Annotated in this window: 15 protein-coding genes; 6 read left to right on the top strand and 9 right to left on the bottom strand. The window is 73.3% G+C overall.

The window, feature by feature from the left end; genetic code table 11:
* Positions 1–42: 42 nt before the first annotated feature.
* A complete protein-coding gene (locus J2S41_RS25120; RefSeq protein ID WP_310371071.1) occupies positions 43–207 on the top strand; it encodes a hypothetical protein in 165 nt (54 codons plus the stop codon).
* A gap of 100 nt (positions 208–307) precedes the next feature.
* Here J2S41_RS25120 and J2S41_RS25115 read toward each other — a convergent pair whose 3' ends face one another.
* From J2S41_RS25115 to J2S41_RS25080, 8 genes are all read right to left on the bottom strand, one after another.
* Positions 308–5,401: a tetratricopeptide repeat protein gene (locus J2S41_RS25115; RefSeq protein ID WP_310371070.1), complete on the bottom strand. Its 5,094-nt coding sequence runs from the start codon at positions 5,399–5,401 to the stop codon at positions 308–310.
* The gene (locus tag J2S41_RS25110; protein ID WP_310371069.1) at positions 5,382–5,705 is read right to left on the bottom strand and encodes a CU044_2847 family protein; all 324 of its coding nucleotides are present in this window, start codon (positions 5,703–5,705) and stop codon (positions 5,382–5,384) included. The genes J2S41_RS25115 and J2S41_RS25110 overlap by 20 nt, the downstream gene beginning before the upstream one ends.
* Positions 5,706–6,028: 323 nt before the next feature.
* Positions 6,029–6,841, bottom strand: a complete 813-nt coding sequence (locus J2S41_RS25105) for an alpha/beta hydrolase family protein (RefSeq protein WP_310371068.1) — start codon at positions 6,839–6,841, stop codon at positions 6,029–6,031.
* Position 6,842: 1 nt separating this feature from the next.
* Entirely contained in the window at positions 6,843–7,130 is a 288-nt protein-coding gene (locus J2S41_RS25100) for an Lrp/AsnC family transcriptional regulator (RefSeq protein WP_310371067.1), read from the bottom strand.
* A 36-nt stretch (positions 7,131–7,166) separates the two neighbouring features.
* Entirely contained in the window at positions 7,167–8,006 is an 840-nt protein-coding gene (locus J2S41_RS25095) for an NTP transferase domain-containing protein (protein WP_310371065.1), read from the bottom strand.
* Entirely contained in the window at positions 8,003–8,545 is a 543-nt protein-coding gene (locus tag J2S41_RS25090; RefSeq protein ID WP_310371064.1) for an NUDIX hydrolase, read from the bottom strand. The genes J2S41_RS25095 and J2S41_RS25090 overlap by 4 nt, the downstream gene beginning before the upstream one ends.
* A 24-nt stretch (positions 8,546–8,569) precedes the next feature.
* Positions 8,570–10,354: a RelA/SpoT family protein gene (locus tag J2S41_RS25085; RefSeq protein ID WP_310371062.1), complete on the bottom strand. Its 1,785-nt coding sequence runs from the start codon at positions 10,352–10,354 to the stop codon at positions 8,570–8,572.
* Between the two features lie 105 nt (positions 10,355–10,459).
* Positions 10,460–12,217, bottom strand: coding sequence for a DEDD exonuclease domain-containing protein (locus J2S41_RS25080; protein ID WP_310371060.1), 1,758 nt, complete (start codon positions 12,215–12,217; stop codon positions 10,460–10,462).
* Between the two features lie 126 nt (positions 12,218–12,343).
* Here J2S41_RS25080 and J2S41_RS25075 point away from each other — a divergent pair, with 126 nt between their 5' ends.
* From J2S41_RS25075 to J2S41_RS25055, 5 genes are all read left to right on the top strand, one after another.
* A complete protein-coding gene (locus J2S41_RS25075; RefSeq protein ID WP_310371058.1) occupies positions 12,344–13,753 on the top strand; it encodes an NYN domain-containing protein in 1,410 nt (469 codons plus the stop codon).
* A 59-nt stretch (positions 13,754–13,812) separates the two neighbouring features.
* On the top strand, positions 13,813–14,043 hold the full coding sequence (locus tag J2S41_RS25070; protein WP_310371056.1) for a hypothetical protein: 231 nt from the start codon (positions 13,813–13,815) through the stop codon (positions 14,041–14,043).
* Positions 14,044–14,068: 25 nt separating this feature from the next.
* Positions 14,069–15,325 carry a M48 family metallopeptidase gene (locus J2S41_RS25065; protein WP_310371054.1) on the top strand — a complete coding sequence of 419 codons (1,257 nt, stop codon included), beginning with the start codon at positions 14,069–14,071 and terminating at the stop codon, positions 15,323–15,325.
* A 4-nt stretch (positions 15,326–15,329) separates the two neighbouring features.
* A complete protein-coding gene (locus J2S41_RS25060; RefSeq protein ID WP_310371053.1) occupies positions 15,330–16,454 on the top strand; it encodes a glycosyltransferase family 4 protein in 1,125 nt (374 codons plus the stop codon).
* 1,804 nt (positions 16,455–18,258) lie between these two features.
* Complete coding sequence (locus J2S41_RS25055) at positions 18,259–20,148, top strand: ABC transporter ATP-binding protein (RefSeq protein WP_310371052.1); 1,890 nt, start codon at positions 18,259–18,261, stop codon at positions 20,146–20,148.
* Here J2S41_RS25055 and J2S41_RS25050 read toward each other — a convergent pair.
* Positions 20,134–21,831, bottom strand: coding sequence for a putative bifunctional diguanylate cyclase/phosphodiesterase (locus J2S41_RS25050; protein ID WP_374728273.1), 1,698 nt, complete (start codon positions 21,829–21,831; stop codon positions 20,134–20,136). The genes J2S41_RS25055 and J2S41_RS25050 overlap by 15 nt on opposite strands.
* Between the last annotated feature and the right edge of the window lie 11 nt (positions 21,832–21,842).

The following is a 21,842-nucleotide window of genomic DNA, read 5'->3' as shown; positions in this document are numbered from 1 at the left end:
TCGCCAGCCTTACCTGGTGCTCGGGTTCGGATTCAGGTGGGCATGGACCTGGGGCTGGTCGCCATGATCGGCCTCGGCGCGGCTTTAAGATCCGCCTCCGGCGGGCCCCAGCTCCGGGGCATGGGCGTGCGTTCCCTGGTCACGGCGGGTCCCGTCGACCCGTTCTTTTTCGTGGTGGTATGGGTCTCCCGGGCGAAGCCGGGCTGATCATCGGCCGTGCCGCCAGCATTGGTCCCATCGGCTGCGGTGGCATCGTTGGTGGCGGCCCTGCGAGGTGCACAATGGCCGCCTCGGTGGCGTAGGCGGGTCAGTCAGTTCGGTCCGGGCTGCTTCCGCCGGCTGCCTTGTTGAGCTGACGGCGCAAGTCGGCAGCCTCGTCTGCCTGGCCGAGGCCGTCCAGCACGTCCGCCAGCGTCCGGTATGCGGATAGCAGCTCTCCGGCGAACGTTTGCGGGAATCGTTGTATCAGCCGCTCGTAGAGGTTGATGGCCTCGGTGACCAACTCCCTGGCTTCTATCCAATTGGCTTTCGATTTCACACATACCCACGCGAACGCCCACAGCGACCTGGCGAGGTTGGGCTCGAACGCGGCCGGGTTCGCCGCGGCCAGGCGCCGATACACCTCGACCGCCTCTTCCGTGGCGGCCAGCGCTTCCTCCCGCCGCCCCAGCGCCGACAGCCCATTGCCGAGGTTGTTCAGCGACCTGGCGAGGTCGGGCTCGAACGCGGCCGGGTTCGCCGCGGCCAGCCGCCGATACACCTCGACCGCCTCTTCCGTGGCGGCCAGCGCCTCCTCCCGCCGCCCCAGCGCCGACAGATCGGCGCCGAGGTTGGTCAGCGACCCGGCGAGATGGGGCTCGAACGCGGCCGGGTTCGCCGCGGCCAGCCGCCGCCGCACCTCGACCGCCTCTTCCGTGGCGGCCAGCGCCTCCTCCCGCCGCCCCAGCTCCGACAGCATCGCGCCGAGGTTGTTCAGCGACGCGGCGAGATGGGGCTCGAACGCGGCCGGGTTCGCGGCGGCCAGCCGCCGATACACCTCGACCGCCTCTTCCGTGGCGGCCAGCGCCTCCTCCCGCCGCCCCAGCGCCGACAGCATCGCGCCGAGGTTGGTCAGCGACCTGGCGAGGTCGGGCTCGAACGCGGCCGGGTTCGCCGCGGCCAGCCGCCGCCGCACCTCGACCGCCTCTTCCGTGGCGGCCAGCGCCTCCTCCCGCCGCCCCAGCTCCGACAGCATCGCGCCGAGGTTGTTCAGCGACGCGGCGAGGTCGGGCTCGAACGCGGCCGGGTTCGCCGCGGCCAGCCGCCGCCGCACCTCGACCGCCTCGTCCGTGGCGGCCAGCGCCTCCTCCCGCCGCCCCAGCCCCGACAGCCGGATGCCGAGGTTGGTCAGCGACCCGGCGAGGTCGGGCTCGAACGCGGCCGGGTTCGCGGCGGCCAGCCGCCGATACACCTCGACCGCCTCTTCCGTGGCGGCCAGCGCCTCCTCCCGCCGCCCCAGCCCCGACAGCCGGATGCCGAGATTGTTCAGCGACCCGGCGAGGTCGGGCTCGAACGCGGCCGGGTTCGCCGCGGCCAGCCGCCGCCGCACCTCGACCGCCTCTTCCGTGGCGGCCAGCGCCTCCTCCCGCCGCCCCAGCCCCGACAGATCGGCGCCGAGGTTGTTCAGCGACGCGGCGAGGTCGGGCTCGAACGCGGCCGGGTTCGCCGCGGCCAGCCGCCGCCGCACCTCGACCGCCTCTTCCGTGGCGGCCAGCGCCTCCTCCCGCCGCCCCAGCCCCGACAGATCGGCGCCGAGGTTGTTCAGCGACGCGGCGAGGTCGGGCTCGAACGCGGCCGGGTTCGCGGCGGCCAGCCGCCGATTCACCTCGACCGCCTCTTCCGTGGCGGCCAGCGCCTCCTCCCGCCGCCCCAGCGCCGACAGCCGGATGCCGAGGTCGTTGAGGGCGCCGGCGAGGTCGGCTGTTCGTTGTGGTGTGGGTTGGAGGGTGTGGAGGTGGCGGCGGTGGGTGAGGTGTTCGTGGGCGTATGTGGCGGCTTCGTGGCGTTGCCCGAGCTGGCCGAGGAGGTACTGGAGACGTTGAGCGGTGGTGGCGATGGTGTCGTGGTCGGGTGCTGTGGTGAGGGTGTTGGCGATGTGGAGGTGGTGGTGGGCTTCGCGGAGGTCGTCGGCGTCGGCGGCGGGTGGTTGGGGCCAGTGGTCGACGCACCATTGCCAGTAGGCGGCGGCGTTGCGGTGTGCGGTGGCCAGGTCTTTTTGGCGGTGGTCGCCGATGGCACGGCGGGTGAGTTCGGTGGCGGTCCACCTGTGGACGAACACGTGCGGGCCGCCACCAGCTTTGCGGGGGTCGATGACGGTGATGAGGCTGGCGTCGGCGCACCGGCGCAGCAGCGTGCCGAGGTCGGCCTCGACTCGGACGGGCGGTACGGGCAACCGTTGGTCCAGCAGCTGGTCGAGACCCATGCGCACCATGGCGGACAGGCCGTCGACATCCAGCGGCTGGGTGAGGTCAACACCAGCTGAGGTGAGTAGCTCGCTGATCTGCTGGTCGATACCGGGAATGTGGGCGGCGGGCTCGATGGTGGGGTCCGGCCGGCCGAGTTGGAAGGCGAGCGCGGCGTGGCCGACGGGGTGGCGGTAGACGGAGGCGCCGAGCAGTAGCCGGGCCGCGTCGGGGGTGTCGGCGAGGGCGGTGAGGAGTTGGTCGAGGAGGATGTCGTCGGCGGCCAGGGTGGCGGCCTCGGCGAGGGCGGTGTCGAGGGTGCTGTGGGCCGACAGGTAGTCGTCGATCGCCTCATCGGTGACGTCCGCGTCGTCGGCGGTCCCGGCGGTGCGCAGCCGGGTTTCGACGCCGGCCAGCAGGCGGGTGGTGACGTCGGTGTAGCGGGCGGTGCCTTTGGCCAGGAGCGCGTCCAGGTATTCCAGACAGCGGGGGTGGCCGCCGACGGCACGCCAGACCTGCTCGATGTCGGCCGGGGCGAGCCGGTCGAGGGCCGGGAGCACCCAGACGAGTTTGAGGGTCTCGGCCAGCGATAGCGGCCCCAACTGGTGGAAGGCCAGCAGCCGGTGCGCGCGGCCGGGCAGGGTGAATCGGTACCGGCTGGTGATCAGCATCCGGCACCGGCCAGGCTGGGTCGCGATGGCAGACAGCACGGCGGCCAAGGACGGGTCGTGCACCGGCCGCTGCCCGGTGCCGTCGAGGTTGTCCTCGAAGTTGTCCAGCACGAGCAGCACCGGCACGGCCGGCAGCAGCGCTTCCAGCAGCGCGGTCATCCGTACCGCCAAAGGCTGCTCGGTGGCGGCGACCCGCGCGAGCACCGTCCAGACCGGATGAGTCGCCGGGGTACCGCGCAGCGCTTCAGCGAGGGGGGTGGTGAGGGACGCGAGCAGGCTTTCGCCGCTGATCTGCCCGGTCACGACCACCGGAATCCGTTCCGGCTCCCGCTCCCGCACCCGGGCGACCAACTCGTCCGCGAGCGTGGTCTTCCCGACCCCACCCAGCCCGTGGATCACGAGCCCGGCCCGTGCATCCTGGAGGAGTTCGGCGGGCCACAGGCGCTGCTCCCGGCGGCGGCCGACGACCTCGCCGACCTCCCGCCGCAACACGCCGGCACGCTCCACAGGGGGCAGCGGCTCAGGGGGCCGGCCGGTGTCGATCAACGGCACCGTCCCGGCGGGGGCGGTGACCGAGACCGTCGCCCACTCCTGCAACCCGGCGAGGGTCTGCCGGCGCACGTCGCCGGAGCCGGTCAGGGTCTGCTGGACCTCGATGCGGGCCTCGGCGACCGCGGTGACCACGTCAGCCGCCTGGCCGGCGGCGCTGGACGCGGCGAGGCGCCCGTAGATGCGGGCGAACAGCGTCGTGGCGTACCCGTCGGAGATCGAGGTCTCGGTCCCGATCACGACACCGGCACCGCGGGCGATCAGCCCGGCCGCGAACGACGGGTCCCCGGCGGCCGATTCCCGTCCGGTGTGACAGGCGGCCAGGCCGAACACCACGGGCATCCGGCCGGCCGGCACCGCCTCGTCGATCAACTCGGCGGCGGTCACAGAGCGGGCGTTTCCCTCCGCGTCCTCAAGTTCCAGCCGGCCGGGCCCGCCGTGGCCGGACAGGTGCAGCACGTGCGCCGGATACCGCTCCAGCGCGGCCCGGATCTCCGCGGTCGTGGCGAACGGCACCACCCGCACATCAGCGGCATCGGCACGCGCGGCGCGGACCGCGGTCAGCACATTCCGCAGCTCCCGCTCATAGCCGAGCACCTGACCCCCGCCCGCCAGCGGCGACGCGATCGCCACCAGGATCCGTAGCGGGCCGGGCAACGACGGCGGCGAACCGGCAGCGTCCACCTGGCGGAAGACCCGCACCAGCGGGTCCAACGCCAGCGGCCGCTCCGAGCCGGACGGCCGGACGGTCTCCCACGGCAGCGCCGCCAGCGGGCCCGGCACCCGCAACCCGATCAGGACCGGCCGGTGGGCCGACCGCGCATCCTCCAGAATCCTCGCCAGCAGCCTGCCGGGGCCTTCAGCGAAGAACGCCTCGGTCAAGAGCCGGCCCACCTCCGCGGTCGCCGCCTGCACCGGCCCCGCGATACCGGTGTCCGCAGCGACATGCCGCTGACCGCCGAGTCCCGCACGAGCGCGGGTCAGCGCCTCCCACGCCATCTTCAACGCCACCGGCACACCGTCGTGCGCCCGGGACTCCGACCGGCCACCACCGACCACCGACACCTCCGTGTCGCTGACCGTCACGGTGACCTCGACAAGCTCACCGGCGGGAGCCTGCCGCAGACGGACGTCGGCCACATCGGCGAGCAACACCCGCAGGTCATCCGCCCGAGCCACCCACACCGCGTCGCGCAACCGGCTTGAACCCGCCGCCGGGATGTAGCGTGCCGAGACCACACCGGCGACCATGCCGTCACTGATCCGGCGGACCGGACCACCCGACATCCCCAGCACCAGGCCGGCCGCATCCATCTGCCCGACGGCCACACCGTCTTCGCGCAGCGCCGAGCCCTGCCACACGCCGGTCGTCGCCGACACCGCGAACGGCCTGTCGTTCTCGAACTCGGACACGCCCTGCACGGCCATCATCTCCGCCGGCTTCACCGCAGCCACCGCGACGAGCCCGGGCACCGAGGCGGCCAACGGGCGGTCGGCGCGTAGCACCGCCAGGTCACGCATCGAATCCACCGCGTGTACCACCGCCGGCCACACCTCACCGCCGGCCAACTGCCCCACCAACACCCGCGCACCCGGCGCATCCGAACCCAGGTCCCTGACCACGTGCCACGCCGTCGCCAGCACACCCGCAGACACCTGGAAACAGGTCCCCACCGCCGTACCGCCGGCGTCGACGACACGGCCCAGGAACCCCGGAATATCAGGCGGCGGGGACGTCATAAGTCAGCGTGATCGCCAGCGTGGCACCCGCCGTGCCCTTCATGACCAGCACACTGCCCTCCACGGCCACACTCACCCCGAACTGCACCTGCACCTGTGACGGCGACGCCACCGCACGCCCCAACCGCACGACCGTCCCCGCCACACCCAGCACCGTCTGTTCGGCCCGCACGTACGCGGCGATCACCTGCGACGCAACCGAAGTCTCCTCCGACCCCGCCGGCCGCGACACCGGCATAGCCTCAGCCAGCACCGCGACCCCACCGAAGCGCACCGGAACCGCGACCGCCACCCCATCACCCATAGCCCCGAACCATGGCACAATCCGCTACCAGCAAACAGCCGCAAACCAGACACCAGCCACCACACATCCAGCCAACCGCGCCCACCGAACGGCCCCCGCATTCCGCCAGCACCGATCCAACCGCAATATCCACTTGGACCAATCGGCGATCAACAACGACCTACGACGGAAAGATCAGACATCCGCAATTCGGCAGATCCGACGCGGCTGTAGTCGACCGTTGCTGAGCCGACTCGGCTGCGAGCCCGCGGTCGAGTTCACAGATGTCGATAGCGGCTGTGTACGTCAAGCCGTACGCCGGCGCGTGTGGCCATCCGCGGGCGTCACGCGGCGAAGGATGCCACCCGGGCGGCCAGTGGCGCCGCGGCCTTGACCCAGGTGAAGTGGTTCATCGGCGCGCCGGAGGTGCTGGGGTCGTAGTGGAGGCGGGTCACCGGGGCGGAGGTCAGGCGACCACAGAGGTCGTCGACCGTGGGTGGTGGCATGAGGGTGTCGCCGTCGACGGAGACCGCTAGCACCGGCCGGGTGATGGACTCCAGCGCCGGTGTGGTGCCGTTGATCGGTGGGAAATGGCCGGTGCGGACCACGTGGGACCAGTCGCGGATGACGCGGCGGGGCTGGCGGCCGCCGAAGCCCCAGCCGGGCCAGAAGCGGGCGATGGTGGCGGTGGCGTTCATGATGTGGGCGAAGGGGCGGATGCCGTGGCGGAGGGTGCCGCGGAAGTTGCGCCAGTGGGGGAGGCCGGCGGCGACCAGGACGAGTGCGTCCACGGCGGTGTCCGGGCGCAGTGCCAGGTGGAGTACGGCGAGCTGGCCGCCGAGTGAGTGTCCGAGCAGGATTCGGCGGCGGCCGGTGAGCTGGGGTGCGAGGGCGTGGAGGACCGCGGCGACGTCGTCGACCAGCTCGGCGTAGCCGTGTGCGGAGCCGGCGGAGGTGGGTGGGGTGCTGGCTCCGGTGCCGCGCAGGTCGGCGACGGCGACCAGGAGGCCGGCGTCGTGCAGCGCCTCGGCGAACCGGCGGTAGTAAGCGGCCGGTACGCCCATGGCGGGCAGGATCACCACGGCGGGGGCGGTGGGTGACGGGGATGGATACACCCGCACGGCGATGCGGTCGGCGCTGCGGTCGAGGATCAGCAAGTCAGTCCGTCTCCGGCAGGCCGATCGCGAACGCCTCCTCCAGGTCGTGCTGGGAGTAGGCGCGGAACGCGATGTGCGACTCCGTGTTGATCACGCCGGGGACCTTGGAGATGCCGCCCGCGATGACCTCGGCGATCTGCTCGAACTGCCGGACGCGGATGATCGCGATCAGGTCGACGTGGCCGGCGGTGGAGTAGACCTCGCTGACGCCGGGGAGTGCGGCCAGTTTCTCCGCCACCTCCGGGATGGAGTCGGTGGCACAGTCGATGAGGACGATCGCGGTGATCACCGGAGGGCTCCCTTGATCAGCAGGACTCGGATCAGCTCATGCTAGCGGCAGCGCGGCCGGGACCGTGAGGTCGTCGCCGACCCGGATCGCGGCGGTGAGCGTCTCGCCGGCGTGGACCCGCCCGCCGGGCCAGACCACGGCGTCGTGGACGTCGCCGTCGACGCGGGCGCCGGCGCCGATCACCGCGTTCCGCACGGTGGCGCCGGGGGCGACGGCGGCGCCGGCGGCGATCAGCGGCGTACCGGCGGCGGCGTGCAGGTTCGCGGCCAGGTACAGCGACGGCGTACCGGTGTCGAGGTAGGTGCCCTGATAGGGCACGACGGTGAGCGCGCCCTCCCGTTCGGCCGGGCGCCACACGGAGCGCACCACCTCGTGCTTCTCGTCGGGCAGCGACGCCACGTACCGCCACGGGATGAGCGAGAAGCCGGCGAAGTCGTGTTCGCCGAACTCGCCGCGGCCATCGGCGGCGGGCCGGCCGAGCATGCGGACGGAGGTGCCGTCCCAGCCGTCGATCAGTGCGGCGATGTCCGCGCCCGGATCACGATCAGGATCATGGAGGTACGCGTCCGCGTTGCCGAGCAGCACGCCGCGCCCGTCCACCCAGGACCGGAGCCGGGCCAGCCCACCGCCGGTGCCCAGCGGCCCGTCCGGCTCCACGGAGACGTGCGCGCGCCCCTCCGCGTGCCGGGCCACGGCCTCGCCCAGGTAGGCGGCGTTCACGGCGGCGGGCAGCCCGAGCGCCTCGACCCGGTCCAGCGCGCGGTCCAGCAGCGGGACGTTGCCGACCGGGCACAGCGCCTTCGGCACGGTCAGCGTGAGCGGGCGCAGCCGCTGCCCCTCTCCGGCGGCCAGGACGACCGCGGCGATGTCGCTCATCGGCGGGTCGGGATCGAGGGCGTGCTGCCGGGCGCGGCGGACGGGCCGATGCCGAACATGCCGAGCAGCCGGCCGGTGGCGGGGGAGAGCCGCGGCAGGTCGTCCAGCGCGAACCAGCGCAGCTCCAGCACCTCGGCGCCGTCCGCGCGGACCGGCGCGGTCGACGCGGGTACGAACGCGTGGTAGCACATGTCCACCCAGCCCTTCGCGTGCACGATCGCGTTGGGCGTGGCCGGGATCAGCTGCTCGCGGCTGAGGTGCAACCCGGTCTCCTCGTGCAGCTCGCGCCGCGCGCCGTCGATCGGGGCCTCCTTCCGCTGGAGCAGGCCCGCGGGGAGCGTCCAGCTCACGCCCGGGGGCTGGCGGAGCAGCAGCATGCGGCCGGGCGCGGGTGCCTCGGAGTCGTGCACGAACACCACGGCCCCGACGACGTACTTCGGCACGACCGCGCGGACTATGCGACGGCGGAGGACCAGCGGCAACCGGTAGAAGGTGCCGTACGCGACGGCCCGCAGCGCGGTGGAGTGGCGGAGATTCACATTTGCAAGGCTAGTGGGTCGGCGTCAGTCCGGGTGATCCACGGAGGCGACCAGCTTCTGCGCGAGGTCGTCCGGGTCGAGCGTGCGGTCGAACACGGCCACCAGCAGCGTCTCCAGGTCCGGGTAGCCGAGCTGCTCGGCGAGCCGCATCAGCGGGCGCTCGCTGGCCAGCCCGCGGTTGTGCTTGCGCAGCAGCGTCAGGCCGATCGTGGCACGCCCGAGCCGTACCTTGTCGGTGATGGTCATGCCGGGCGCGTCCTCCTCCGCGAACCGGCGGTTGAGCTGCAACTGCGCGTGCGAGGTCTTGACGTACTTCAGCCAGGCGCGGTCCGGGCCCCGGTGCTCGGTGCGGCCGAGCAGGTCGGTGCCGCCGTCGTCGTCCAGGAACAGCTCCACCACGTCGCCCTCGGACAGCTCGGAGAGCATCGGCGCGGCCCGCCCGTTGACCGTCACGGCCACGCAGCGGTCGCCGGCGTCCGTTCCCACCTCGTAGGCGAGGTCGACGGAGGTAGCACCGAGGGGCAGCACCACCGGCCGCCCCTCGCAGAAAACCTGGATCTGTGACTCGGCGAGTTCACATCGGAGGGAGTTGAGGAAGACCGCCGCGTCCTTCGCCTCCGGCTCCCAGTCGAGCACGCGGTGCAGCCAGTCCAGCTGGTCCGCGCCCTCGCCGCGGGCGACCAGCTTGGGGAACCGGTACGGCGCGGCCACGCCGAACTCCGCGAGGCGGTGCATCGCCTCCGTGCGGATCAGCACCTCGACCGTGCGCCCCTCCGGCCCGGTGACCGTGGTGTGCAGCGAGCGGTAGAGGTTGTTCTTCGGCGAGGCGATGAAGTCCTTGAACCGTCCGGCGACCGGGCGCCACCGGGTGTGGATCGCGCCGAGCGCCATGTAGCAGTCCGTGTCCGTGCCGTCGACCACGATCGCGATCCGGGGCAGGTCGAACGGCGTGCTGTACTCCCCGCGGACCGTGTCCTTCCAGATCGAGTAGAGGTGCCGCGGCCGGGGCGTCACGGACGCGGTCACCCGCTGGCGCCGCAGCGCGGCCTTGGACTGGCGCACCACGTCGTCGAGGTATTCGTCCCAGCCGGGCCGGTTCGCCACGTGGGAGGAGATCCGCTCGTGCGCCTCCGGGTGCAGGTGCAGCAGCACCACGTCGTCCAGTTCGCGCTTGAGCCACTGGATGCCGAGCTTGTCGCAGAGCGGGACCAGCACGTCCAGCGTGGCCTTGGCGATCCGCTCGCGGGAGGCGGCGGACCGGGCGTCCAGCGTGCGCATGTTGTGCACCCGGTCGGCGAGCTTGATGATCAGGACGCGCACGTCCTTGCCGGCCGCCACGATCATCTTGCGGATCGTCTCGGACTCCGCGGCCTTGCCGTAGAACGCCTTGTCGAACTTGGTCACGCCGTCGACCAGGTGGGCCACCTCGTCGCCGAAGTCGCCGCGGAGGGCGTCCAGCGTGTACGACGTGTCCTCGACCGTGTCGTGCAGCAGCGCCGCGATCAGCGTGGTCGTGTCCATGCCCATCTCGGCGAGGATCTCCGCGACCGCGAGCGGATGCGTGATGTACGGATCGCCGCTCTTGCGCATCTGCCCCCGGTGACAGTTGTCCGCGACCCGGTACGCATGCCGCAGCACCGCGATGTCTCCGGAGGGGTGGACCGACCTGTGCATCTTGACCAGCTTGGTGACCGGGTCGTTCTCCGGTGGCTGCCAGGAGAGCAGCGAGCGCAGCCGCCGGGCCAAGGGCACGTCGGGGGAGGGCAGTGCACGTCCCAGTGCGGCGCCGTGGCCGGCGTCGACGTCCACCCGGACACCTCCTCAATAAGCCGCTTCTGCGGTGAAACGAGCGCGGCCCGGAACAGTGTTGCCCTACAGCCTATGCGAGGCTTCGTCATGCGAATGGTTACTTGCCTATGACCGAACGGCTGAGTTATTTGCCGAGTAGGCCCCTTCCGCCCTGGCCAGAAGCTCGCCGAAGCGCGCGGCACCCTGAACGGGTGACGCCCACCCGTCGGTCATCTCCACCAGGCGGGTCTCCGGTCGTTCCACCCAGGCCAGGATGCGCTCCGTCTCCTCCGCGGTCGCGGCCGGGGTCGGCCCCGGGCCGGGCAGCACGGTCTCCGCGGTCAGCCGCAGCGTCTCGATGGTCGGGCGCGGGTGCACCCGCGGCGGCGACACGCCGGCCGCGGCCAGCCGTCCGTGCCGGACGATCGCCAGGTCCCAGCCGCCGCCCGGGTGCGGGCGCGCCGCGACCAGCTCGGCCAGCGCGGTGATTCCGGTCAGCCGCTGCATGCGGATCAGCGCGCGCAGCACCGCGGCCATCCGGCCCCGGAGCACGGCGGCCTCCTCGTACCGCTGGGCTGTGGAAAGGGTGTCGATCCTGGCCATCAGCGCGGTGATCAGCGGTCCGGGATCGCCGGTGACCGCGGTCCGGAACGGCGCGGCGGCGAGCGCGTCGTAATCGTCCACGGTGATCCGGTGCTCGCACGGCGCCGGGCACTTGCCCAGCTCGGCCAGCGCGCACGCGGGCATCGGGATGCGCACCGAGAGCTTGTGCCCGCACTGCCGGATCGGGATCGCGTCGTAGACGCCGGCCGCGGCCAGCTCCGCCGCCCGTTTCGACGAGAACGGCCCGAGGTACGTCCCGCCGTCGTCGGCCAGCGCCCGGACCATGGACAGCCGCGGGTACGGCTCCGTGGTCAGCTTCAGCCAGACCACCCGATCGGGGAACTTCGACCTGCGGTTGTACGGCGGGGAGTGCGCCGCGATCAGCCGCAGCTCGCGCACCTCCGCCTCCAGCCCGTGCGCGCACTCGATCGCCTCCACCCGGACCGCCGCGTTGAGCATCTCGGACATCCGCGCGCGCTTCTCCGCGGCCGTGAAGTAGCTGCGCACCCGCGTGGCGATGTCCACCGAGGTGCCGACGTAGAGCGGACGGTCGTCGGCGGCGCGGAACACGTACACCCCCGGCACCTTGGGCAGCCCTTCGGCCAGGTGCTTCTTACGGCGCTGGGTGGGCGTCACCGCCTTCGCGAACTCGATCGCCTCGCCGAGTGTGGACACGTTGTGGCTGCCCAGCCGGTCGAACAGGCCGTGCAGCACGTCCACCGTGGCCCGTGCGTCGTCCAGCGCGCGGTGTGTCGGCTGGGTCGGCGTGCGGAAGAACGCGGCCAGCGTGCCGAGCTTCCGGTTCGGCACCTCGTCGCGGGTCAGCGCGCGCCGGGCCAGCGCCGCGGTGTCCAGCACCTTCGGATTCGGCCAGTCGTAGCCGTGCCGGGCGCAGGCCGCCTTCAGGAAACCCACGTCGTACGGCGCGTTGTGCGCGACCAGCACGGCGCCGCGGATGAACTCCAGGAACGCGGGCAGCACCTCCTCGATCGGCGGCGCCGGCGCCAGCATCGCCTCGGTGATGCCGGTCAGCACCGTGATGAACGGCGGGATCGCCTCGCCCGGGTTGACCAGCGTGCCCAGCACGCCCAGCTCCTCGCCGCCGCGCACCTTGACCGCGCCGATCTCGGTGATCCCGCAACCGTTGCTGCCGTCCGGTTTGGCCGGGGCGCCGCCGGTCGTCTCCAGGTCCACCACCACGAACGTCACCCCGGACAGCGGCACCGACCCGGGGTCGTCGTCGAGCAGCAGGCCCTGGACGAAGTTTTCGGTTTGTGCCACCAGGGCACGGTAGGCGCAGGGTCCGACACTTCTGCACCGGGTGACCCAGGAGTAGCCTTGGCGGACCAGGAGAGATCAATAGCCGCTGTCGCGCGGTCGGGGGCCGCACGGTGGGAGACTTGTCGTATGTCCGTACCGGCGCCGCCCGACGACCGCTCCCCCGGGGAAGCGGCGCCGTACCCTGCGATCATCCGGGTCCCCGAGTCCGCCGAGTCGCACGACCCGGGTGAGTCCGCCGAGCCGATGCTGCCCGAGCAGGTCCGCCAGCGGGTGATCGCGCTCACCGCCACGCTCCTGCCCGGCCTGCCGTTCGACGAGATCCCGGACACGTTGCGCAAGGTCGCCCGCTTCGCGCCGAACCGGCGGGCGCGCCTCGGCGGCACCGCCATCGCCACCCAGCTCGCCGCGGACCCGCTGTTCCGGCAGCGGATCGGCCGCCGGGCCACCAGCGAGGCCGGCGACCTCGGCACCGCCATCGCCGAGGGCACGCCGGTCGGCGCGGCCGACCCGGTCGACGTCGCCGCCCTGGCATACCTGGTACGCCCGGCCGGCTGGTTCGACCTGGTCGCGGCCGCGGGCGACGCGGTCCGCGCGGAGGCGGACAGCGCCGCGGTCAGCGAGGCCGTGCGCGCCGCCGAGCAGCGGGCCACGCGCGCCGAGCACGACCGCGCGGTCGCCCGCGTCGAGGCCGACAAGCTCCGCGACGAGCTGGCCCGCGTCCGCGAGGAGCTGAACCAGCTGCGCGAGGAGCACCGCGCCACGGCCCGCACGCTGCGCGAGACCCAGGCGCGCGAGCGCAAGGCCGCGGAGATGCTCGCCACCGAGAAGGGCCGGGCCAAGAGCGCGGCCGACCGGCAAGACCAGGAGCTGCGCAAACTCCGCTCCAAGCTGGCCGACGCGGAGGCCGCGGCCAGCGGCGCCCGGGCCGCGGTCCGCGACTCGCGCACCGCGGACGACGCCCGGCTCTGGCTGCTGCTGGAGACGATCGGCCAGGCCGCCAACGGGCTGCGCCGCGAGCTGGCGCTCGGACCGGCCGACCGGCTCCCCGCCGACCTGGTCGCGGACGCCACCGCGGACCGTCCGGACGCGCCGGACCGGGTGCAGGCCCGCGCCACCGACAACGACGACCCGGCCCGCCTCGACCAGCTGCTCGCGCTGCCGAAGGCGCACCTGATCGTGGACGGCTACAACGTCACCAAGCGCGGCTGGTCCGAGATGTCGCTCGAGCACCAGCGCAAACGCCTGATCACCGGGCTGGGCGGGATCGCGGCGCAGACCGGCGACGAGGTCACGGTGGTCTTCGACGGCGCGGAGCGGCAGCACGGGCTGCCGCCGGCACCGCGCGGTGTGCGCGTGCTGTTCTCCCGCAAGGGCGAGACGGCGGACGAGGTGATCCGCCGGCTGGTGCGCGCGGAGCCGTCGGGACGCCCCGTGATCGTCGTGTCCTCCGACCGGGAGGTCGCGGACGGCGTGCGCCGGCACGGTGCGTACCCGCTGGCTGCGGATTCGCTGCTGAGACGCCTCTCCCGCGCATAGACACCGTTTTTTGTCATACCCCTCACCTAGCGTGTACGTCGTACCCGTGAGGAGGAGCGATGATCGTCGACTGCGACACCTGTGCCGTCCGTGGCACCGGCTGCGCCGGCTGCGCCATCCACGCCCTGTTCCACACCCCACCCGAGATCGAGCGACTCACCCCCGACGAGATCCAGGCCATCGAGGTGCTCGCCCGCGCCGGCCTCGACCCGGAGATCGTCGAGGTGCCCGACGAGTCCGTCCCACGCACGCCGCTGCGGCTGGTCCCGCTCCGCCGCGACGTGGCCTGAGCACCCCGGCCTAGGATGGGTCGCCATGACCCCTCGCTGGTGGGCGGTGCTCACGCTCGGCGTCCTCGCCGCCGCGCTGCTCGTCGCGGCGCTGTTGCTGATCCCGTGGCAGCGCCCGCCCGCGCCGCGCGCCGACCAGGTCGCGGCGCTGGCCACGCTGCCGCAGGACCGGGTCGACCGCGCCCGTGAGTTCCGCTCCACGCTGCGCCCGGCCACCTGGGGCGGTCTCGCCCTCGGTCTGGTGGTGGCGCTGGTCCTCGGCCTGACCCCGCTCGGCGCCCGCCTGGTCGAGCTGAGCGGCCGCCCGTTCGGCGGTCACTGGGTCGCGCAGGCGCTGCTCGGCGGCTTCGCCGTGGTGCTGCTCGCCGACCTGCTCACGCTGCCGATCGGCGCCTGGCGGCACACCGTGCTGGTCCGCTACGGCCTCTCCACCCAGGGCTGGGGCGGCTGGGTGGCCGACCTGCTCCGGTCCTGGGCGGTCGGCGCCGTGATCGGCGGCGTGGTCCTGCTCGGGTTCTACGCGCTCACCCGGTTCGCACCGCGGTGGTGGTGGGCGTTCGGCGCCGCCGGTGCCGCCACGCTGGTCGCGCTGCTCTCGTTCGTGGTGCCGGTGCTGGTCGAGCCGGTCTTCAACCGGTTCACGCCGATGGCCGACGGCCCGCTGCGCACCGAGCTGATGCGGCTGGCCGAGCGCGACGGCGTCCCGGTCCGCGAGGTGCTGGTCGCGGACGCGTCCCGGCGCACCCGCGCGGTCAACGCGTACGTATCCGGGCTCGGCCCCACCCGCCGCATCGTCGTCTACGACACGCTGCTGAAGGAGGCCACGCCCGAGGAGGTCACCTCCGTCGTCGCGCACGAGCTCGGCCACGCCCGGGACGACGACGTCCTCATCGGCACGCTCCTCGGCGCGCTCGGCGCCGCCGCCGCGGTCGTCGCGCTCTACCTGCTCGGCTCCTGGCCGGCCCTGCTCCGCGCGGCCGGCGCGCAGGACATCGGCGAGCCCCGCGCGATCGCGCTGGTCCTCGCGGTCGTCACGGTCGCCGGCCTGCTCTCGTCCCCGGCCCAGGCGTTCGTCAGCCGCCGCGTCGAGGCCCGGGCGGACGCGCACGCGCTGGCGCTCACCGGCGACCCCGCCACGTTCGAGTCCATGCAGGCGCGGCTGTCCACGGTCAACCTCGGCGACCCCGACCCGCCCCGCTGGGAGTACCTGTACGGTGCCACCCACCCGTCCACCGTGGAGCGGATGGCCGCGGCCCGCGCCTACGCCCGAGGGGAGCGCTGACCGCGTGACCAAGACCCTGCTGGTCACGAACGACTTCCCGCCCCGCCCCGGCGGCATCCAGTCGTTCGTGCACAACCTCGCGGTCCGCCAGCCCGCCGGCAGCGTGGTCGTCTACGCGTCCCGCTGGAAGGGCGCGGACGAGTTCGACGCCGCCCAGCCGTTCGAGGTCGTCCGCGAGGACACGTCCGTCCTCGTCCCCACGCCCGCGGTCGCCCGCCGCGCCGCCGAGCTCGCCCGCGCGCACGACTGCGACACCGTCTGGTTCGGCGCCGCCGCCCCGCTCGGCCTGCTCGCCGACACGCTGCGCCGCCGCGGCGGCATCCGGCGCGCGGTCGCGCTCACCCACGGCCACGAGGTCGGCTGGGCCGCGCTCCCCGGCGCCCGCAACCTGCTGCGCCGCATCGCCCGCCACACCGACGTCATCACGTACCTGGGGGAGTACACCCGCACCCGGCTGGACCGCGCGCTGCACGGCCTCACCGACCTGCAACGCCTGGCCCCCGGCGTGGACGCCGACACGTACCACCCCGACGCCGGCGGCGACGAGATCCGCGCCCGGCACGGGCTCACCGGCCGCCCCGTCCTCGTCTGCGTCTCCCGCCTCGTCGCCCGCAAGGGCCAGGACACGCTGATCCGCGCATTCCCCGAGATCCGCCGCCGCGTCCCCGACGCCGCCCTCCTGCTGGTCGGCGGCGGCCCGTACCGCCCCACGCTCGAACGCCTCGCCCGCGACCACGGCATCGACCGCGACGTCATCTTCACCGGCAGCGTCCCCTGGCCCGAGCTCCCCGCCCACTACGCCGCCGGCGACGTCTACGCCATGCCCTGCCGCACCCGCAACCGCGGCCTCGACGTCGAGGGCCTCGGCATCGTCTACCTCGAAGCCTCCGCCACCGGCCTCCCCGTCATCGCCGGCGACTCCGGCGGCGCCCCCGACGCCGTACTGAACGGCGAAACCGGCTACGTCGTCGGCGGCCGCGACCTCCCCTCCCTGACCGACCACGCCGTCTCCCTCCTCTCCGACCCCACCCTCGCCCGGCGCCTGGGCACCGCGGGCCGCGAGTGGGTCGCGAAGGAATGGCGCTGGGACCAGCAGGCGGCCAGGCTGACAGCCCTGCTGTCAGCCTGAAGACCTTTTTCCTTTTCCCACTCCCGGCGTGGCCGCCTCCCGGTGCTCCCGCGGGCACCGGTCGTCGCTGGCGCTCCTCCCTGCCAGTCCCGCCGTGCCCCCTCGCTGTCGCACCCCGCCGCGATATGCCGAAATATCGGACAGGTCGGGTCGATGGCTGGCCACCGCGCGGGAGATCCAGTGGCTATGTATACGTCATCAACGTTATGAGGGCCTCATAACGTTGATGACGTATACATAGCCGTCGTCGCCCCTCAGCGGCATGGCGCGATAACACGAAATATCGGGCGCCGATCCGCTAGATCGGGCGCCGGAGCCCCGGGTCGGGCTCCGCGCCGGATCTGGCAAGCGGACCACCGGCGCTCGGTCCACCAGTGCGAGCCACCGGTGGCCCGCGTGCGAACGCAACCCCCGATGCTGGCGTGCCGGCAGAAGCCGCCGGTGGCCGGCGGCGGGCGCCACCGCCGGCGCTTGGCGCGTCAGCGCGAGCGGCGACTGTGGTGGTTGGCGTGTCAGCGGGAGTCGCGACTGTGGGTGGTTGGCGGGTCAGCGCGAGCGGCGACTGTGGTGGTTGGCGGGTCAGCGGGAGTCGCGACGGTGGGTGGTTGGCGGGTCAGCGCGAGTCGCGACTGCGAATGGTTGGCGCGTCAGCGCAAACCGCCACCGCCTGGCTGCCCCGTCGCCGTCGACCTGCCCTTGGGGTGCAGATCATCGGCAGGGCCGCCACCAACGACGACACCACAACCGACGAGACCAAAGCTGGCGGCCCTGCCGATGATCTGCTCGGCTTCGCCCGGGAGACGGTGACGGGGCAGCCAGGCACACGACACGCAACCCATACCACCCACGAAAAGACAACGGGGCCGACGAAACCCGCCGTGACCAGGCAACGCACGCCCATGCCCCGGAGCCAGAGGCCCGCCGGAGGCTGCCTTATCCGCATGCCTCGACCAACCGCACCAATAACACGAAATATCGGGCGCGAAGCGCCCGATATTCATGGACGGCCGGTGGAGAACCGATAAGGAAAGACCCGCCGCGCACCGCGAGGCAGGCTAGCCGCCCGCCGTGGCGCGGGCCGGCCGCCCACTGTGACGCGGGCCAGCCGCCTGCTGTGACGCGGGCCAGCCGTGCGCCGTGGCGCGGGCCGGCCGCCGCCGTGGCGCGGGCCAGTCGCCCGCCGTGGCGCCGCGGGCCGGCCGCCCGCTGTGACGCGGGCCAGTCGCCCGCTGTGACGCGGGCCAGTCGCCTGCTGTGACGCGGGCCAGCCGTGCGCCGTGACGCGGGCCGGCCGTGCGCCGTGACGCGGGCCGGCCGTGCGTCGCGACGCGGGCCGGCCGCCCGCTGTGACGCGGGCCGGCCGCCCGCCGTGACGCGGGCCGGCCGCCCGCCGTGACGCGGGCCGGCCGCCCGCCGTGACGCGGGCCGGCCGCCCGCCGTGACGCGGGCCGGCCGCCCGCCGTGACGCGGGCCGGCCGCCCGCCGTGACGCGGGCCGGCCGCCCGCCGTGACGCGGGCCGGCCGCCCGCCGTGACGCGGGCCGGCCGCCCGCCGTGACGCCGGCCGGCCGCCCGCCGTGACGCGGGCCGGCCGCCCGCCGTGACGCCGGCCGGCCGTCCGCCGTGACGCGGGCCGGCCGTCCGCCGTGACGCGGGCTGGCCGCCCGCCGCGACGCGGACCAGTCGCGCACCCGAGAACGGAGCTGCGCCCGCCATGCGCGCCCTCCCACGCAGCGCAAGCTGCGTGATTGAGTAGCCCCGCCCTCTTCGCACAACGCATCGACATGTGCCGTACTGGAAGTGTGGTGACGACCGCGGTCGATGAGCGTGATGACGAACCCGAACTCGAGGTTCCCTACTGGCTGAAGAGCAGTGCCGAGGCGGCCAGCGCCGGATTTTGGCGGATGCTGCGCCGCCTGCCCAGACTTCTGGCTCAGGCGTGGCGCCTGGCCTGGGAGAGCAGCCCTCGCATCACCCTCGCCGTCGTCCTCCTTCAGCTTGCCGGCGGCGCGGTCGGGGCGATCGGCCTGGTCAGCGTAGTGGGGGTGCTCGATGGGCTGCTGGCCGAGGGGCCGACGCCGGAGCGGGTCAGGGCCGCCATCCCGTCCGTCCTGATCTTCGCGGCGGCCAGCGCCGTTCGGACGCTGCTGTCGTCCGCCGCCACCGCGGCCCATGGCCGGCTGTCGCCGCTGGTGAGCCGCGCGGCCGAGTTGCGGCTGCTGGAGTTGACCACCCGGGCCGACCTGGCGGTCTTCGACGACGCGGCCTGGCGCGACACCATGTACCGGGCCCGCGACCGTGGCACGTTCGCGTCGCAGTCGCTGGTGGATCAGGCGATCGAGTTGGGGACCAACGTGATCGCGCTGGTGGCGGCCGGTGGGGTGCTGGCCGTGCTGCATCCGGTCCTGCTGCCGCTGCTGGTGCTGGCCGTGGTGCCGACCGCGTGGGCGGCGGTACGGTCCGCGCGGCTGGACTACCGGCAGCGGCTGCGGCTGACGTCGCTGTACCGCCGCCGCTACATGCTGTCCGACCTGCTCGCCGACCGGGACGCGGCGCCGGAGCTGAGGGCGTTCACGCTGCGGGAGTTTCTGCTTGCCGAGGTGCGGCGGCTGCTGGACACGGAGACGCGGGCGCACATCCGGGTGATGGAACGACAGGTGTGGACCACGCTGGCCGGGACCGCGCTCGGTGCGGCGGCGACCGGGCTGACGTACGCCGTGATGATCTGGCTTCTGATGACCGGGCGGATGGAGTTGGCCGTCGGCGGCGCGGCGGCCTACGCGATCGGTACTGGGATCGGGGCGCTGTCGCAGGTGGCGTTCACCATCCGGCACCTGTACGAGGAGGGCCTGTACTTCGCGGACTACCAGGCGTTCTGCGCGCTGGCGCGGCAGCACGCGGAGCCGGACACGGCCGGGACGGCGCCGCGGACGTTCGAGGAGATGCGGCTCGATCGGGTGAGCTTCCGCTATCCGGGCGCGGAGAAGCTCGCGGTGGACGGGGTCAGTCTGACGCTGCGCCGGGGGCAGACGGTCGCGCTGGTCGGCGAGAACGGGTCCGGCAAGTCGACGCTCGCGAAGATCCTCGCGGGGCTGTACCGGCCGGAGAGCGGCACGGTGAGCTGGGACGGCGTGGTGCTGGACGACTACCGGCCGGACAGTGTGCGGGAGGGCGTGGCGGTGGTGATGCAGGAGCCGACGCACTGGCCGCTGACCGCGAGGGACAACATCACCATCGGACGGTACGACCGGGCGGCCGGTCAGGACGACGTGGAGCACGCGGCCCGCGCCGGCGACGCGCACGACTTCATCGTGGAGCTGCCGCGGAAGTACGAGACGCTGCTGTCCCGGCACTTCACCGACGGCGCGGACCTGTCCGGTGGCCAGTGGCAGCGGCTCGCGGTCAGCCGCGCGTTCTTCCGCGACGCCGCGCTGCTGATCTGCGACGAGCCGACCGCGAACCTGGACGCCCGGGCCGAGCACGACGTCTACCAGCGGCTGCGGGAGCTGGCCGAGGGGCGCACGGTCGTGCTGATCACGCACCACCTGGCCAGCGTACGCACCGCGGACCTGATCCTGGTGTTCGACCACGGCGCGCTGGCCGAGCAGGGCGACCACGACACGCTGATGGCGCGCGGCGGCCTCTACGCGGAGCTGTTCACGCTGCAGGCGGAGGCGTACTCACGCAGCTCCTAGCTGGTCGTCGATCGCGGACGGCGGGCCGGGGTGGCCGAAGTGCCAGCCCTGCGCGGAGTCGCAGCCGATCGCGCGCAGCCGGGCGGCCTGGCCCGCGGTCTCCACGTTCTCCGCGGTGACGGTCAGGTCGAGCGTGTGCGCCAGCGCCACCAGCGTCGCCATGATCTTCTCGTCGACCGGGGAGTCGCCGGTGCGCAGGCCCTCCACGAACGCGCCGGCCACCTTCAGTTCGCGGACCGGCAGGTGCCGCAGGTACGCCAGGTTCGAGTAGCCGGTGCCGAAGTCGTCGATCGCCAGCCGCACGCCCATCGAGGCGAGCGCGTCCAGCACGCCGAGGTCCACGCCGGCCATCGCGTCGCTCTCGGTGATCTCGAGTTGGAGCCGGTCCGGCGGCAGGCCGGTGCGGGCCAGCACCTCGGTCACCTCGGCGATCAGCCCGGGGTCGCCGATCTGCCGGACCGCCAGGTTGACGCTGACGAACGGCGCGTCCGGGCTGGCGTCCAGCCAGCGGCGGGCCTGCGCGCACGCCTCGCCGAGCACCCACGCGCCGAGCCGGACGATCAGGCCGGTCTCCTCGGCCAGTCCGACGAACCGGTCCGGCCGCAGCACGCCGAGCGTCGGGTGCCGCCAGCGGACCAGCGCCTCCACGCCGCGCAGCCGGCCGCCGTCCAGCGCGACCAGCGGCTGGTAGTCGACGAAGAACTCGCCGCGCTCCAGCGCCGCCGGCATGGACGAGGACAGCGTGTACCGCGCGATCTCCCGCTCGTTGCGGTCCGGGTCGAACAGCGCCCAGCGCCCCTTGCCGGCCTCCTTGGCCCAGTGCAGCGTGATGTCGGCCGCGCGCATCACGTCGCTGGGGGAGGAGCCGCCGGTCTCCCGCTCCACGATGCCGATGCTGGCGGAGACCTCCAGCCGCTGGCCGTCCACCTCGACCGGCTCGTTGATCGCGGCGAGCGCCGCGTCCGCCACCTTCACCGCGTCCTCGGTGCAGGTGGTGCCCTCGATCAGGATCACGAACTCGTCGCCGCCGAGCCGCGCCACCAGGTGCTCGCCGACGCTGCGGGCCAGCCGCCGGGCCACCTCCACCAGCAGCAGGTCACCGGCGTGGTGGCCGAGCGAGTCGTTGACCATCTTGAAGCCGTCGAGGTCGAGGAAGCAGACCGCGAGCCGGCGCGGCGGGCCGGCGAACGCGGCCCGCAGCCGGTCGGTGAACAGCGCCCGGTTCGGCAGGCCGGTCAGCGAGTCGTGGGTGGCCTGGTGCCGGAACCGCGACTCGCTCTCCCGCAGTGCGCTCTCCGCCTCCTCGCGGGCGACCATCGCGGCGCGCCGTATCGACTCCTGCTCGTCGAGCGTGCGGTCGCGCAGCGCGCGGGCGTAGCCGGTGGCGACCGTGCCGAGCAGCCGGGCCATCCGGCCGCCGGCGTCCGGCAGGCCCAGGTCGCGCACCAGCCGCTGGTCGAGGATCTCGATGGTACGGCCGAGCCCTTCCGCGGAGACCACGTGCGCCCGGACCAGCGCGCCGCCCACGCGGTAGCCGCGCCGCAGGCTGAACGGCTCGGCCAGCAGCGCGTCCCGCAACTCGCCGGTGAGCGCGCGCAGCCGCTCCTCCAGTTCGCCCTGGCTCATCGGGATGTAGCTGGTTCCGGAGATCGCCTTGGCCCAGGCGCGCGCGAACGCGGCGATCCCCGCCTCGT

Origin of the sequence: Catenuloplanes atrovinosus, assembly GCF_031458235.1 — a bacterium.
GTDB lineage: Bacteria > Actinomycetota > Actinomycetes > Mycobacteriales > Micromonosporaceae > Catenuloplanes > Catenuloplanes atrovinosus.
Note: the sequence above shows the minus strand (reverse complement) of the source record. Positions and strands in the feature narration are given on the sequence as shown.